Origin of the sequence: uncultured Roseivirga sp. (assembly GCF_963973945.1) — a bacterium.
GTDB lineage: Bacteria > Bacteroidota > Bacteroidia > Cytophagales > Cyclobacteriaceae > Roseivirga.
Genome location: NZ_CAXBBV010000001.1, coordinates 572,770 through 589,617 on the forward strand (window position 1 = coordinate 572,770; position 16,848 = coordinate 589,617).

At 40.0% G+C, this 16,848-nt stretch carries 10 protein-coding genes; 3 read left to right on the forward strand and 7 right to left on the reverse strand.

Annotated elements, in window-relative coordinates; genetic code table 11:
* Positions 1 to 152: 152 nt before the first annotated feature.
* Together AAC026_RS02595 and AAC026_RS02600 are read right to left on the reverse strand one after the other, a co-directional pair.
* Positions 153 to 1,640: a M28 family peptidase gene (locus tag AAC026_RS02595; protein WP_339694834.1), complete on the reverse strand. Its 1,488-nt coding sequence runs from the start codon at positions 1,638 to 1,640 to the stop codon at positions 153 to 155.
* Position 1,641: 1 nt separating this feature from the next.
* Positions 1,642 to 3,276, reverse strand: a complete 1,635-nt coding sequence (locus tag AAC026_RS02600) for a M14 family metallopeptidase (protein WP_339694835.1) — start codon at positions 3,274 to 3,276, stop codon at positions 1,642 to 1,644.
* 142 nt (positions 3,277 to 3,418) lie between these two features.
* Between AAC026_RS02600 and AAC026_RS02605 the strand changes: the two genes are divergently transcribed.
* Both AAC026_RS02605 and AAC026_RS02610 read left to right on the forward strand, forming a co-directional pair.
* Complete coding sequence (locus tag AAC026_RS02605) at positions 3,419 to 4,312, forward strand: MBL fold metallo-hydrolase (protein ID WP_339694836.1); 894 nt, start codon at positions 3,419 to 3,421, stop codon at positions 4,310 to 4,312.
* On the forward strand, positions 4,312 to 5,058 hold the full coding sequence (locus AAC026_RS02610; RefSeq protein ID WP_339694838.1) for a hypothetical protein: 747 nt from the start codon (positions 4,312 to 4,314) through the stop codon (positions 5,056 to 5,058). Before AAC026_RS02605 ends, AAC026_RS02610 begins: the two co-directional genes overlap by 1 nt.
* Positions 5,059 to 5,220: 162 nt before the next feature.
* On the opposite strand, the gene AAC026_RS02615 is transcribed toward AAC026_RS02610, so the two are convergent.
* The 4 genes from AAC026_RS02615 to pdhA form a co-directional block, all read right to left on the reverse strand.
* Positions 5,221 to 6,540: an aspartate kinase gene (locus tag AAC026_RS02615; RefSeq protein WP_339608198.1), complete on the reverse strand. Its 1,320-nt coding sequence runs from the start codon at positions 6,538 to 6,540 to the stop codon at positions 5,221 to 5,223.
* Between the two features lie 39 nt (positions 6,541 to 6,579).
* Positions 6,580 to 7,056 carry a 6,7-dimethyl-8-ribityllumazine synthase gene (ribH, locus tag AAC026_RS02620; protein WP_339608197.1) on the reverse strand — a complete coding sequence of 159 codons (477 nt, stop codon included), beginning with the start codon at positions 7,054 to 7,056 and terminating at the stop codon, positions 6,580 to 6,582.
* Between the two features lie 112 nt (positions 7,057 to 7,168).
* Entirely contained in the window at positions 7,169 to 7,858 is a 690-nt protein-coding gene (locus AAC026_RS02625) for a tetratricopeptide repeat protein (protein ID WP_339694839.1), read from the reverse strand.
* 57 nt (positions 7,859 to 7,915) lie between these two features.
* On the reverse strand, positions 7,916 to 8,947 hold the full coding sequence (pdhA, locus tag AAC026_RS02630; protein WP_339608195.1) for a pyruvate dehydrogenase (acetyl-transferring) E1 component subunit alpha: 1,032 nt from the start codon (positions 8,945 to 8,947) through the stop codon (positions 7,916 to 7,918).
* 96 nt (positions 8,948 to 9,043) lie between these two features.
* On the opposite strand from pdhA, the gene AAC026_RS02635 reads away from it, so the two are divergent.
* Positions 9,044 to 10,144, forward strand: a complete 1,101-nt coding sequence (locus AAC026_RS02635) for a DNA replication/repair protein RecF (RefSeq protein WP_339694840.1) — start codon at positions 9,044 to 9,046, stop codon at positions 10,142 to 10,144.
* Between the two features lie 6 nt (positions 10,145 to 10,150).
* On the opposite strand, the gene AAC026_RS02640 is transcribed toward AAC026_RS02635, so the two are convergent.
* Positions 10,151 to 16,720, reverse strand: a complete 6,570-nt coding sequence (locus tag AAC026_RS02640) for an MG2 domain-containing protein (protein WP_339694842.1) — start codon at positions 16,718 to 16,720, stop codon at positions 10,151 to 10,153.
* Positions 16,721 to 16,848: the final 128 nt, after the last annotated feature.

Below are 16,848 nucleotides of genomic sequence, written 5' to 3' on the forward strand. Positions count from 1 at the left end.
ACCTCTTTCAAGAGAGGTATAAAAACGTTCGATTTGCCCTAATAAAACAATATCCTTTTGCCATCCACTATTTCATTGATGACAAAAAGATATTTGTAATAGCTGTTCTCAGTACAAGTCGAAATCCAAAAATTTGGGAGACTCGTTAACTGCTAGTCCTTTCCGTAAAGTGTTTTTCCTATTTCGTAGTATTTATCGCTTTCTATCCAAAATGGCGTTTCATCGGCATTTCCGATAAGGCGCGAAGCCAATACGTAACTGCTGAAGAATTTATACAGATAGTCATAGTCTACGGTTTCTGGGTTGTCGCCTGCTTTGTGGTAGTACTTGGTTACTTCACCATCGAAAGAGCGGAAGCCCAAGCTATAAGTTGGCGCTGGAATTCCTTTTCGGGCAAAGCTTACATTATCCGATCTATCGAATAGCCCTTGCTCTCCCGCAGGATCGTCAATAGCAGTTAGGCCATAAGCCGTATTGGCATCTTTTATCAATTGTGGCACTACGGTAAATCTTTCTAAACCAACCACAGTAGAAATGGTGGTATCGTTATAGCCTGCGTTGTCGCTGTTCCAGCAAAACACAATTTCATTCAAAGGAACAATTGGGTTGTCGGCCATCCAACGGCTTCCTAAAAGTCCTTTCTCTTCGCCAGTGTAAAGCACGAAAAGTGCAGATCTTCTCATTGGATACTTGCCAATATTTTCAGCCGCAGAAAGCACTGTTACTGTTCCAATCGCGTTATCGCGAGTACCGTTGTAAATAGAGTCTCCTGCTTCATCTGGTCTTCCAATTCCTACGTGATCGTAGTGTGCAGAAAACATGATGAACTCATCCTTCAACTCAGGGTCGGTGCCCTCAATCATGGCCAACACATTTTTATCTTTGGTCAGCTCATTCACCATTCCCTTGATTTCAATATTCGCTCTCTTGATACTGCGCGTCATCATAAATCTTTGGGTAGAGTTGTCGGCATCCTTCAACCAAAGCTGAGGAATAATTCTTCCTTCATCACCATCAGGATCAATGCTAATACTAGTGCTTCTAAAACGAGCTCCTACTTGCTCAAATGAAGTAGGAAGGTTATAGAATTCCACAATTCCAGCTGCGCCATTGTCTAAAGCCAACTGGTATTTCTGACGACTCAACTGAAGAATTTGACGTGTATCGGTATTTTCTCCATCGCCAATTTTAGCAAATACGATTTTCCCTTCTACTTCCTTGCCTTCATAATCAGCTGCCAGCGCATAGTTTAAGAATACGATTTCGCCTTCCACTGTTTCGCTTTGACCTTCAAGTACTAAAAGGTTTGTACCCAATTCGAAATGCTTACCAGAGAAATCTAAGGTAGCAGAAGTAGCTGGGCTCTTCTTTCTTAAAGGCACTGGCTGAAAATAGCCATCGGCACCAGGTACAGGCTTAGCGCCATAAGCTTTAAGTTGGTCAGCGATATAATCGGCTGCTTTCAAAATTTCTGGAGAACCCGTGTTTCGACCCTTCATTTCATCAGAAGCCAAATAGTAAATATGTTCCTTGATGGTTTCTTGGCTTACGGTAGCATCGGTTTTTTCTTTGTCCGTAAGAGGACTACAGGCAGTACCAATAAACAGCAACAGGCCTGAAAAAAGGATTGTCTTTTTCATATTATTTCAATTCAAAATATTTGAAAACAGGGTATTCTACAGCTTTTTGATCAATGCCGTTCTTCTGGAAATGCTCATCAAAGAAGTTCCATGTCACCAACCCATCATCTGATTCTGGTTCTAACATATAGAAAATAAGGTTGGCCAAGGGCTGAGCTAAATCTACCCAATAATCGCCTTTACCAAATTTCTTAGTGGTGTTTTCATAAGCTCCTTCAATGGTTGCCATTTTGTGCATTTCGAAAGGTCGCTGCGCTATTGCAAGCTTGGTGGCTTTATACGATTGACCTGTTGCTCTCACATTCTTTTCGAGTTTAGTCACCTTCACACCGTTCTTCATCAGGTGTTCGGCAATGTTGGCAAACTCGGCTGGAATAATGTAGCCTTTTGGTAAAATGGCTGTTACTGTTGGCGTAAAAGCACTATAGTTTACTATGTTCGGCAACTCAACAATTTCTGGCTTTCTTAAATAGCGTTTCCCAGGTCTGTTGCCTTCAGTTTCTTCATACTCTACGTAATTGTAAGCCCTGTAAGCAGGAATTTTTTCTTCTAAAGGTGTCATTTCGAATCTCACTCCTTTGCTTACTTTTCCTCCTTGCTCTTTCACCAATTGAATGGCTGCGGCTTCTGCTTGCGCATTTACCTTCAACATTTCCTTTCCGTTCTTATTGGTGAATTCCAAAATCTCTCTTACAAACGCATAGGTAGAATTTATTCGTTGGTACAAGCGCTCATGAGCAAAGGCTTCACTCAAAATTGCCATTCTGTTTCTTAAACCAAACTGGTTCACCAAATAGCGTGGGTGGTGGTTATAAGTACTAATGGATTTAATCGGCCAGCCTTCTCTCTGTGGGTAGAAGTAGCCATATGGGCCGAGGTATACATTATCCTTCTTCTTTACTTGTTCGGTTACTTCGGGCAGAATTCTATCCCAAGTAAAATCATATGGTGCTTTTTCTCCAGCGGTGTGGTAGCTAGGTGCCCAAGTAAGTGAATACCCATGCCAAACACCGTTAGTGGTGTGTAGGTCTACGAAAAGCGCAGGATCCCAAGGCACAATAATGTTTTGAATTAGGCCATTTGTTTCTAAAGCTTCTTGTTTGATCCCATCACGGTTCAAATCCCAACCTTGGCTATTTTCTCTAATTCCCACTTCTTTTGGGCTGTCTTCTTGCGAGGGTCTACGACCGGCTTCCATTTTATCGTTAGAGTCGGTGTTATAAATCGGTGCAAAAAGGATGGTTTGATTATCCAAAAGATATCCCTTATCACCGTGAAGTATTTCGCGAAGCATTACTTGTACCGCTTCTTTTCCTTCTACTTCACCAGAGTGAATATTTCCTTGGATATAAATGATGGGTTTACCACTTGCTTTTGCTTCGGCTGGGGTACTTACTTTTGGATTGGCCAAAACTAACACAGGAATGTCTTTTCCTTCCAAGCTCTTGCCCATCGAAAGTCGGGTTACTTTGTTGCTCCCTTTGGTGGCAGCATCAATAAAGGCTATTACATCGGCATAGCTCGAGGTTTTCTCATAATTAGAAAGCTCTGGGGTGGTCAATAATGCTTTTGGTAGGTCTTGCGCAGCGACTGAAAAGGCAAAACAGCTTAACATCAAAAGATAAAAAAGTCTCATAATTATCAATTTAGGGTCGGTGAAATTACCAAAAACAAGCTGATGTTTTGCTATGTTCAAATTGCTTTTATTTCGCTTTTATATAGGCGGTACTGCCTTTAATCGTATCCTTTTATAATTTCAATAGACCAATCCTACCCTTATGAACAGACGCAATTTTGTAAAACAGACAAGTTTAATTACTGGTATTGGCGCCACTACGGGGTTCTCCTTTCTTAATGCGCTCTTTGCTCAAGACGGTTATAAAATGACCCCTCTGAGAAATAATGTTGGCTTTTTTACCGAAAAGGGAGGAACGATTGGCTGGATGGCTTCCAATAATGGAATTGTGGTGGTAGATACTCAGTACCAAGATTCGGCCACGCATCTGATTGAAGAGCTTAAGAAAAAGACGGGCAGACAAATTGACCTTTTGATCAACACGCATCATCATGGCGACCATACTTCTGGAAATATTGCATTTAAAGGTTTGGCAAAGCAGGTTGTGGCACATGAAAACTCAAAAGCCAATCAAGAAAGAACAGCTAGAAACCCTGAGAGTACACTTTTGCCTGATACCACCTATAAATCAGGAAAGTGGAGTAAAAAGGTAGGGGATGAAACCATGGCACTGCATTATTTTGGCGCTGGCCATACGGATGGTGATTCTGTTGTTCATTTTGAAAACGCCAACATAGTACATATGGGCGACCTTCTTTTTAACCGAAGACCTCCTTTTGTTGATAAATCGGCTGGGGCAAATATGGGCAATTGGCAGTCGGTTCTTGAAAAAACTTATAATACCTTTGACCGCGATACGATTTTCATCTATGGCCACTCTGGCGAGGGTTATGATATTCAAGGAAATCGTGAAGATTTGAGGGCTTTTCAAAATTATTTGCAGAAGGCTCTTGAGTATGTAAAAAAGGGAATTGATGGAGGAAAGACGAAGGAAGCTTTGTCTGAAGTGAATGAGATTCCGGGTGCTCCTGAATGGAAAGGAAACCAATCTAGAATAATTGATGCAGCCTATATAGAGCTGTTTGAAGGAAAATAATGATTTTAAAAAAACTCATCTTACCTGTTATAGTATTACTTTTTGCCATTCCGACTAAGCAAGGAGGTGACGGGCTCAGTTTGCTGGAAAAAATGAATAAGCGTTATCAAGGCAAATGGTATAAAACCCTCACCTTTGATCAGCAGACTACCCGCTATGATGAAAATGGAAAAGTAACAAGTGACAATGTTTGGTACGAAGCCATACAAATGCCTGATAAACTAGCCATTAAGTTTTATCATATGGATCAGGGAACGGGCATTATCTTCAGAAATGACTCCATCTACCAGCTAACAGATGGCCAAGTTACAGGCTCTAGATTAATGTACCACCCACTCCTTATTTTAGGGTTTTCGGTTTACGACCAGCCTGCGGCAAAAACCGCCAAAGCATTAACTATATTGAATTTTGATCTTGAAAAGGCTTATCAGCGAGACTACAATGGAAAGAAGGTTTATGTTGTAGGCGCATTGGAAGGGGACGAAAGCTCTAACCAGTTTTGGATAGATAAAGAAACGCTCCTTTTTGTTAGAATGATTCAGAATTTTGGAAACGGCCGAAATCAGGATGTTCACTTCAACAAATATGAAAAACTGGGTGGTGGCTGGGTAGCCACAGAAGTAAAGTTTTATACCGACAATAAACTAAGACTTTTGGAGGTGTACTCTAACATCAAATCTCCTGAACACATTTCTAATAAAGCATTTGAGCCTAAGAATTTTACTGAGGCCAAATGGCTGCCATAAAAGTATATTGAGGAATAAGTTTGGTCTGAATATCTGAGCGATTGAACATAGAATGAGATTCGAAAAACATTTTAACTAAGCACTTTCTGTTTGGCTTATGCTCAATAAAAAATGCCTCCAAAATCAATTTTGGAGGCATTTTTTATATAGAATCGAAACTGATCAAAGATCGAACAAGTGCGTATTCAGCTTTCGAAGCGCTTCTACCTTAGAGCCCTCATCTGTTAGTAAGGAGATATTGTGACGGCTACCTCCATACGAAATCATTCGAATTGGAATGCTGGTTAAAGCCTCAAAAATATTGTTGACTACTCCTTTTCTTTCGGCTACAAAATTACCCACTACGCAAATGATGGTTTGATTCTTATCTACCTCCACGGTACCAAATTTCTCTAGTTCCGTAAGAATTTTGTTCAAATAAGTATCGTCATCTATGGTTACCGAAACCGCTACCTCAGAGGTGGTAATCATATCAATTGGTGTTTTATACTTCTCGAAAATCTCGAACACCTTTCTCAAGAAACCATAGGCCAAAAGCATTCGACTAGACTTGATCTTAATAGCGATAATCCCATCTTTGGCGGCCAAGGCCTTCACATCATCAGAAGTCGTTGCCGTGCTAATCACAGTTCCTTTTGCTTCTGGCTGCATGGTATTGAGCAAGCGCACGGTAATTCCCATTTTCTGCGCAGGCCAAATAGAAGCAGGGTGTAAGATTTTAGCCCCAAAATAAGCTAACTCAGCAGCCTCATCAAAAGAGAGTTCAGCAATTGGGAAGGTTTTGTCTACCACCCTTGGATCGTTATTGTGCATTCCATCAATGTCCGTCCAAATCTGAATTTCAGTCGCATTAATGGCTGCACCTACCAAAGAAGCTGTATAGTCACTTCCTCCACGCTGCAAATTGTCAATTTCTCCCTTATGGTTTTTACATATATAACCTTGGGTAATAAAAATTGAGGCATCGTTTTCCTTTGCTAGAATAGCCGTCAGTTTTTCAGAGATCAAGTCTAAATCTGGCTCCTCCTCTTCGTTGGTACGCATAAACTCAAGGGCAGGGAGTAACTTTGCGTTTACACCAATTTCTTCCAAATAAAGTGTAAACAGCTTGGTAGACATCAGCTCACCTTGTGCCAGAATATCTCTGTTTAATGCTTCGTTGAAAGATATTTTAAGGGTGATTAACAGAAACTCAAAATGCTCATCGATGATATCATTTGCCTCTGCTGCTTTCTCTTTTGTTGAAAACAGAGTCTCTATAAAAGTGGCATAATGAACTCTAAGTGTTTCAATCTTACTTTTTGCCTCTTCCTTATCGCTTTTTGCCAACGACTCTCCAATAGACACTAAAGCATTGGTAGTACCCGAAAGGGCAGATAAAACAACAATTTTTGAGTGCTCATCTTTAGTAATAAGCTGAGCCACTTGATGCATTCGTTCCGGTTTCCCAACCGAAGTTCCTCCGAATTTTAAGACCTGCATAAATTGATCTAGAAAAATAAATAGTGAAAAAATTAATGATTAAAAGCCGAGCATTTTCACAGCCGTAATTGCCGCTTCGTCTCCTTTGTTGCCGTGTTTTCCTCCTGCCCTGTCTAAGGCTTGTTTTTGAGTGTTTGGTGTAAGCACCCCAAAAATTACAGGCTTATTGTACTTCAATGATACGTTAGTTATGCCATGGGCAACGGCATCGCAGATAAAATCGAAATGACGCGTTTCGCCTTGAATTACACAGCCTAAACAGATTACCGCGTCAATTTCTTCTTTTTGAGCCATCCATTGCGCTCCCATTGAAAGCTCGAAGCTACCTGGTACCATCTTTTTAATGATGTTTTCTTTATTTGCGCCTTGCGAAATCAATGTTTCATATGCACCTTGGTAAAGCGATTCAGTTACTTCTTCATTCCATTCTGAAACTACAATAGCGAACTTCTTCTTACTCATATCGGTAATATTTTTATCGCTGTAATCGCTTAGATTTTTAAGGTTCGATGCCATAATGTTGGTATAAAGTTTTTGATGTTAAAGAATGTTCTGTTTGGCTTCTCGCCAAATAAAAAAGGTAAGACCTTACGACCTTACCTTCATTGTTAATTTTTTGAATTAAGAATTAACTCCCGGCAAGGCCTTCAAGGCGAGCCTTATGCTTTCGTGCGCTAGCGTACTCAGCAGTTCCAAAGTGGTTCTTAATAATATTGTCTAGAGGCTTAACAGCCGATTTTAGGTCTCCTTGTTTTTCGTAAGCCAAAGAAGCTTTCAATAAATAAGCAGGAGAAAAAGCATCGTCATCAGCAGTGCTTGCTGCTTTTTCGTATTGGCTCGCTGCATCACTAAAGTTACCCAATTCCATATAAGCATCGCCTGTTAGCTTATACGCTCTTGCTTGGATCAATTCTTCAGAAGAACTAAAATCTTTCAAATGATCTAAAGCCAATTGAAATTTTTGCTCTTTTAGATAAATAGCTCCAACATAATAGTTAGACAGATTTGCAGCTTCTGTTCCACCGTAAATATCGATGATACTCAAGAAACCAAGGTTTCTGCCATCACCATTCAAGGCCAAATCAAGGCTATCTTGCTCAAAGTAATATTGCGCTTGAAACATGTCTGCCTGAGCAGTTGTGTTCTTGCTAGTCTTGGTATAATTAATAAAGAAAACACCACTGGCAATTACTATAATTACCAATCCAACTATCATCCCAACAAAACCTGTTGGGCCTAGCTCTCTCTTCATTTTTCCAACTGCTGAGTTGGTGTCGTTATGCGTGTCGTGTGCTTCTTCTGAAGTCTTCTTTGCCATCTCTTGAAAATTAGGTCGCAAATATAAGGAAAATGTTGAACAACAAGGGATTAAATCCTATTCGGTGATGAACGGATAGTCTTCTTGTACATAAACGTCTTTGTAAGCCTCAGACGGATCTGGATAATCAGACTCTTCTGCAAACTTAACTGACTCTTCCACAGTAGCTTTGATCTTCTTGTCGATCTCTTTCAATTCTGCTTCAGTAGCCCATTTGTTCTCCAAAATCTTAGCTCTTACTTGCTCAATTGGGTCTCTATCTTTGTATTCGTTTAACTCTTCTTTGGTTCTGTATTTCGCAGGGTCAGACATTGAATGCCCTTTATAACGGTAAGTTCTGAACTCCAATAAGGTTGGGCCATCACCTCTTCTTGCTCTATCGGCAGCTTCTTCAACCGCAATGTGAACGTTTTCAGGGTTCATGGCATCAACAGCAGCAGAAGGCATATCATATGATTCACCTAAAGTATGAAGGTCGGTTACGTTAGAAGTTCTTTGTACCGAGGTTCCCATGGCGTAACCATTATTTTCGATTACGAAAATCACTGGCAATTTCCAGTTCATGGCCATGTTGAGCGCTTCGTGGAATGCACCTTGACGCACAGCACCATCACCCATCATACAGATACAAAGCTTACCTGTTTTATTATATTTTTCGGCAAAGGCAATACCTGCGCCTAAAGGCACCTGCCCACCTACAATACCATGACCGCCCATAAATCCAACTTCTTTGTCGAACATGTGCATAGAGCCACCTTTTCCTTTAGAAACACCCGTTTCTTTGGCCATAAGCTCGGCCATAATTGCATTAGGGCTAGTACCTAAAGCCAATGGCTGACCGTGATCTCTGTAAGCAGTAATCCACTTATCTCCTTTTTCTAATGCAGTAACCGAACCACTTGAACAAGCTTCTTGGCCAATGTATAAATGGCAAAAACCTTTGATTTTTTGCTGTCCGTAAAGCTGTCCTGCTTTCTCCTCGAACCTTCTTTGTAACAACATGTTCTCGAACCAGAACATATAAGTCTCCTTAGAGAACTTTGTCGCCTTTTTTGCTTTTGCTTTAGATGTTGCTTTAGTTGCGGCCATTCGTCAATATATTTGAAGGAAATCTCCGTTTCCTTTGCTTGTACAAGTTTAAATCGGAGTGCGAAAATAAGACAAAAACGTTCAACTTCGAAATTAATGCATCTCGAATCTATCGGCCTTAACAATTTCAAGAACTACGAAAGTTTAAAGATCGACTTTTCGAAGGAAATTAACTGCTTGGTGGGTAAGAACGGAAGCGGCAAAACCAACCTATTGGATGCCATTTATTACCTTTGCATCACCAAAAGCGCCTTTAATCCTCAAGACGTCCAATGCGCCCTTCACGGCCAAGACTATTTTTCTTTACGAGGAAAAATTATTCTAGGCGACCGAACACACACCCTCGTTTGTGGCTTGCAATTGGGCAAAAAGAAATTAATTAAGCTAGACGAGAAGCCATATAAGAAAGCAAGCGAGCATATTGGCAAGTTTCCCGTAGTGCTAATTGCTCCCAACGACACGGATGTAATCCGAAATGGAAGCGAAGATAGACGAAGATTTTTTGATGGAATTATTTCCCAAACTAGCCAAAGCTACCTGAACGACCTGATTCAATATAACCACGTACTAAAGCAGCGCAACAGCCTGCTGAAACAGTTTGCCGACCGTGATTTTTTCGATGCAGCCCTGCTTCAACAATACACCGATCAACTGATTGAAATTGGCCAACGCATTTACGAAGTCAGAAAAGGCTTTACCCAGGCTTTCCGTCCTTTGGTGCAAAAGCATTATGCGCTGCTTTCAGAAGAAAGTGAACAAGTGGATTTACAATATGAATCGGACTTTGGGCATGACATTGCCGCTTTATTTAAGCAAAATCAGAAAAAGGATTTAATTCTGAAGCGTACAAATGTGGGGATTCATAAAGATGAGTTTCTATTTGAAATGGAAGGTGAGTTGATCAAAAAGTTCGGGTCGCAAGGGCAGCAAAAGTCTTATTTGATTGCACTTAAGCTGGCGCACTTCGATTATATCTTTACTGAAACAGAAATAAAGCCCATGCTCCTGCTCGATGATATTTTCGATAAGCTGGATGATTTCCGCATTACCAAGCTGATGGAAATGGTGGCCTCCGATGCCTTCGGTCAGATTTTCGTTACCGATGCCCGCCCCGAGCGCAGCCAAAAAATCTTTGAAGCCATTGGCCATGAAGTGAAGTTTTTTGAGGTAGAAGGCGGAGAAATTGAAGCTAAATAACTGGCCTCATTTTTCACCAACCTTTATACGCATACCTTCAGAATGGCTTGAGAATTCAGGAGCATACATGTTTTGGATGCTCGTAATTCCATTCGAAAACTCTCCCTTATTGTTTACCCTAAGATCATACTCAAAAACAAAAGTACCCTTTGGTAACCTCTCGATAAAAAAGTTGGTTGCGGCATCTCTTGTGCTTTCATAATAGCCAAGTCCATCTTGCCACTTATATTCAGACAGTACGTTTATCGGCTCCAAGCCTGATGCTCTCATGTCCTTCAAGTGAATATATTCCATTTCTCGATCAGAGGTGATTTCCAAACGTACCCTAATGAGGTCTCCAAGGGCTAAATCCGTTCCTTCTCTTACCGACTCAAGCTTTTCTCCCGAAGCGGAACGAACCACTTTATAGAGCTGCTTTTTTATAGAAAGTGGCCCCACCGCAGAAGTCACCTGATCTAAATCTTCGAAGTATTGCCAATGAAGCCCTCCCCATGCAATATTATCGTTTGGATTGTCAATTGTAACTTTCGCCATCTCAGGTTTAATCTCATTGGTGTTCCATACTTTTTTGAAGTAAGCCGTTTCTGGCTGGTCTGAATTTCCATTCGTGTTAAACGTTTCAGTGCCCACCATAAGCTCCACGGGTTGAGAAGGCACCAACAGCTCTTGACCGCCCGAAAGTAAAGCGAATATAGCTTCAGTTGTAGCCTTAGTCGACTTCCAACTTTTCACCCTTTTTTGACTTAAAAGCCATTGCTTCATCCCATCAATAAAAACCTGATCTTTTGTGATTTGAGAGAAGACATCAATCAAGATAGATTGCGTCTCGATAGGCGATTGCCAAGCACTCCATCCCGAAGTATTGTTCATCCAATAAACACCTAACTCCTCTGAGCTAGTGCTATTCTCCTTAATCGAAGTAAGAATCGTATTGGCCATTTTACTATTGCCAATTTTATAGGCGTAAAAAGCAACCATGGCTTGAGACTGAAGATCCAACTGCAACCAGTGGTCAAAAGCTTGTTTTGAATAAAAATCAACGGCTTCTTTTAATGCCTTAGGCGTTTCCTCTCGAACATGTAAAGCATAGGCATAAAGATACTGCACTTGTAAAAAGTTAATCTGCCTTTCTCTAGGATTGACTTTGTCTTTTAATGCTCGTTTGTGGTTGCTTATGATTTCGGAATCTAAATAAGACATGCCCTTATTGATCGTAGCCAATGCATCGTAATTTCCAGTAAGGTTTTGAAGTTTCAGAAGCCCTGTGATTATATGCTGAGTAATGTAAAGATTAGCCCTATTACTTCCTGTAAACCAAGGGAAGCCACCAGAGCTTAACTGCATATCTTTTAGCTTTTGCAGGGCAGCATCGATATCGCTTTCAGTCATTCCAGAATCAAATATTTGGGCTAACCTCTTTCTTTGAAGCGTTTCATTTTTGGCATCTCTCAACCATGGCGTTTCCTCAATCAAAATTGCTTTTAAGTCAGGGTTCTTTTCTAGTGGGCTCAACGGCTCCTCGATCGAAGCCCAGTTTTTTAATGTTGACTTAATCGTTGGGTTTTGCTCTATAATATAGGCGCCTAGACTATTGGCATAAAACCTTGCAAACGTTTGTTCAGAACATTCATATGGGTATTCAATTAAATAAGGTAAACTCTGAATGGCTTCCCATATTGGATTTGTTGTAAGGGAAAGTGTTAAGTTGTGGTTCACCAAAGTTTTGGAACTGTTGCTATTTAGCTTATCCAAAGTAAAGGTATTTTTGCTTTTGGCGTTCACCCATAATGGAGTGCTTTCTTGAATCAGAATACGGTTGGTTAAGACTGGAAGCACGCTCTCTTCTCCATCTGAAAAACTACCTGTTGTGGCTACCACCTTATAACGAATTGCGGAGATCCCTTTAGGTATAAAAAGCCTCCATTCCACATTCGTATTTCCCTTAGGAAGAAGGCTGAAGCTCTTGTTCTCGACTCCTAAAATTATGGTCTGCAGATGTTTTTCTGTTAGTGCATCGAAAAGCTGTAGCTGGGCTGTTCCTTTCAAAGAGTCTAAGCTTAAGCTGGCAATTTTAGAGGCAAACACTAATGTATCCCCTTCTCTAAGAAAACGTGGAGGGTTGGGCAGCACCATTAGCTCCTTTTGGGTCACTACATTTCTTTTAAGTATGGCGGAGGCTAGTTCTTTATTATGTGCCAACAATTGGAAATTCCACTGAGTCAAAGACTCAGGGCTTTCAAAGTTAAAAGACACATTTCCTTCTGCATCTGTTCTGAGCGTAGGGAAGAAAAAGGCAGTTTCATTTAAATTCTGTCTTGTTTTTACCTGTGCCAAAAGGGCGTCTTGTTCTTTCTTGCCTCTTTTGGTAGTGATTAAAACTACACCATTCACCGCTTGAGCACCATAAAGGGAAGTAGCCGCTGTACCACTTAGTATTTCCATGTTCACAATATCTTCCGGATTCAGCCCACTAAAAGGTTTAATCACGCCATCGACAATATACAGAGGCTCTTTGCCTGGAGTAATTGAGCCAGTGCCTCTTAGGGTTACTCGAATTCCTGAGGCAAGACTGGTTAACTTCATAGGGTTAGGCTCAAACTCAAACATCATTTCCTCAGCAATCTCTTCGTCATCGGGAATTTCGGCAATGGAGTATGAAAGAGACTTCTTGTTTCGGGCAACCCCATAACCTGTAACTATCACCTCTCCTAAGTCTGTTAAGTCTGGCAGTAGGCTAATCTCAAAGTAGTTGTTATCACCAATTTTAGACTCATAGGTTTTATAGCCTAAAAACCGAACCAGTAGGGTTTCCCCTTTACTCGCTTCCAATTCAAAGTACCCTTCAGCATTGGTAGAAACGCTTTTATTCTTGCCTTTCACCAAAACGTTTACACTGATTAAGGGAGAGCCTTCTTCATCCAAAATTTTGCCCGCCACAAAACCATTTTTAAGCGCTATTTTTTTTGAAGAAAGCACCGGATTGGGTTTTTTTCGCCAACGTAAATCATTCAAATATCTCTGATTGACATTTGATGGATTGACAAAACTGAACCCAAAATAATTTAAAGCATCATAGCTAAGACTTGGGGAGGGTGGAGAATATTCATACTTAAGATTTCTGAAAAAAGTCAGGTTAAAGCTGTTTTCGCGGTCAAAGGAGTTTTGGGTATACAAGGCATAATCGCGAAAAGGTGAGAATGACCATTCATTTGTGCGAAACTGATCTAATGAAGCATCGTACATTGACGCTAATAATTCAGCGGAAGCTTTTTTACCATTTTCTCCCAACACTTTAAAAGACCATTGTTCATTAACCCCCGGTTCGAGTTTATTGCGAAAAGTACCCACTTCTAAATCAAGCTTTGGCAAGTCATCCGTTACCTCCACGTCAAGGGTTCCACTATTGAAATCATTGAATGCTGAATAGAAATAATGAATACTAAAGCCTCCTCTATCACTTTCATTCACAGGAATTTCTAAGGTTTTCAATTCATTATTCAGGGGAGTAGTTATTTTCTCTACAACCTCATCTCCTTTCTTGATCCATATGGTTGCTACTAGGTCTTTCGCTGCGGTGCCATACCTGAACTTAACCACCTCGCCCGGAGAATAACTCACTTTTTCTGTATTGAAAGTGAATAACAGATTGTCCGATACTTTTTGGCTATTAAAATCTGTCAGTTCAAAAGTCATGCTTTCTAAAATCTCCTCTCCAGAAGGTTCTTGAGTAATAAACTCCAATAGATATTTCCCCGTAGGCCAGTTGTTCGTTTGACCTAAATCGACAGCCTTTGAATCTGTTTGAATACTATCGCTAAAAAAAGTGCGTCCTTTTGGCCATTCAGCCACTTCGCTTTCATTTTGGTAGGGAAGATGAGGAAAGAGCTTGTCGTGTTCTTCCTTAGTAAAACCAACGTAATCTGGAGAGTCCCAAAGCGCACTACGCTTTACTTGCTCAGGAGCGACCAATTTATATACTTTTAAATCACCCAACACTTGCTGAGGCTCTCCATTGAGTGATTTCGCATTGACAAAAACACCTAAGTTCTTTGAGGTTCTATCAACAACTGATGGAACAGAAACAGATACTTTTAAGGTATGGTGTGCAACCTTAACCTGAGTTTCTGCGCTATGCGTCTCTCCATTGATGTCGATAACATCGGCTTCAATGCGATACACAAAAACAGGTCTGTTGACTTTAGAAATGCTGGAATCTATAACGGCTTTAAAAGGAATGATGAACTTACCTTCTAAATCCGTTTCCATTTCTCCTTCTACCAGAGTTACCGCTGTGCTTAGTGGATAACGGGGAAGCGAGTAGTAATTAAGGCGGTCAAAATCAACTGACCTAACTACTGAATAACGCACTTTTGCATTAGAAACATTGCTGCCTGCAAAAGCTATTGCATTCCCTTCTACAAATATTGAATCGTTAATCTGATGGGTATCGAGGGTTGGAGTAAATGTAACTTCGAATTTTGGGCGCTTGTATTCTTCTACAGAAAACGTGGCATATTGATAATCAAAGTCATCTGAGTCTTCAAAAAATGGAGACTCGTACATATCTTCATCCACCTCAATTGAATACTCTCCTGTAAGACCCGATTTAGGCAACTTAAAGCTTCCCGAAAAGGAGCCAAATTCATTGGTAACCAAGCTGTGTGAACCCACAGGTTCATCATTCGGGTCAAAGAGCGTTACATATATTTTTTCTTCAGAAACTACTTTTGATTCATTGGCAGTCTGTTTAATCAAGATGCCTTTAAAATGAACTTCTTGGCCTGGGCGATAAATCCCTCTGTCGGTAAAGAAGAACATTTTAGCCTCATAGTCACCTTCCTCTTCCGTATACCCTTTATTATATCCTGACTGATAGATATTGTTAAATACTGGCTTGTCCTCCCCATTAATTAACTCAATATTCACGGAGCCATAACGATTGCTAGGAAATGAAAAAGACACTTCTCCACTTTCATTGGTGGTTAGTGTTTTATCTATCTGGGTATCTTGGTTGTTCGAAGTAGAATAAACATGAAAACTCACTCCAGAAACATGATTTCCATTATTTCTGTCAATTACCCTATATGTCTTTGAGGAAGCGTTTTCAACTTGAACAATAGCCAATTGAGTCACTTGAACCATATCAAAAGCAAGCAATTCATTGTCCTTAAGCGCATTTGATACCACTACTAAATAACTGCCAAAATCATGTGCAGGAAACAAAAGCTCAGTACTGTGTTCTTGATAATCCTTTTCATTTTTAACCTGAACAGTCCATTCTTCAACTTTTTCAAGCGTATTCAGAAGCGCGACTCTTGATGAATCGTTTCTAAGTCGTTCAAAGCGTTCAGAATCCTTTGAGTTTACTTTGTATGTTGAAAGCTTAAGTCGATCATAGTTCTTGTAACTTAACAATACCTTAGTGGCTTGGTGAGGAAGAATATATGATTCGGCCCTGAGTGAAAGAGAAGGCTTTTTAATTTCGTCAGCCAAGTTTTTGCATTGCTTAGCGCCAAAACTTTTTGGAAAATTATCAATTGCCTCATTACAAATTCTTAATGCCTCTGCTTTTTTAAATTGGTTCTGCCCTAAAATATTTGGATCATATTTATCACCTTCTTGGTTTAGAAACCTAGCCAATTCATAGTCAATCATAGTAGACACGTCATGATTGGCATACTGTTCTTTCAGCTCTTCTAATGATTGAAAATAAAGCTTATCGCTCTCTGGAAAGGTATTTGATCGCTTGATCAATAATTTTCTCTTGAGCTCTAAGTCAACGATTGCATAAGGTTGTTCATCAGTTTTATGTAACTCAATTAAACGCTGATAAACCCTAAGCGCCTTTAACAAAAATGAGGAAGGATCGGGGTTAGAGAGAGCAAGAGATAAAAACTCTGTTGAATTATAGAAAGATTGAGGGTTGTTAATAATAAATGTGTTTGCATTCCTTTTTCTGCGGTATTGATATGCAACAAAATAATCAATGGCCTTGTTGGCGAGTAAATCAAACAGCAATGGTCTGTATTTGCGCCCAAGCTCACTTTCATCTAGTAGCATTTCATAGTTTGAAAGAGGGATATAAATTATACTTTTCCCCATTTCTAAAGAACTTTCATACAACTGCGCAATATTATCAAGGAACGTTTCCGAGTCCCAGGTTAAGAAACCAGAGGCATTATCAGTTTTTGATCGTTCTCTAATTCTCCATTGATTTTGCGCATAATAGTCCAAGTACATTCCGGCCAGCATACTCTGCAGTAAATTCCTAAAGGGTTCACTGCTCTGATCAATCTCATTTCTGAAATTTTCAATCACCTTACGCTGTGCGTTTTCCTCAACCAACAGAATAAACTTGGATTGATAGATCAGTGCTTGAATGACTTGATTTGGCTGATTATGCTTTTTAGCTGCCGTATAAATAGAGTCTACTATTGGAGCAGCCGACTTAGGCCGGCCTTGTAACTCTAAATGATATACTCTTTCCCAAGATTGGTCAAAATTGAATTTCTTGTGCTGTGCATTAACAGCACTATTCATCATTAGAAAGACTATAATAAATGCGGTATACTTCATAAAATAAATCTATGTTAATCTAACAGGTCAATTGGCTCAAACCACTATGTGATGGTAATGTAACTGTTCTTACAATTAATAACTAATTATTTAGTTTATAAATAACTTCTTGCCTCCTAACAAATATG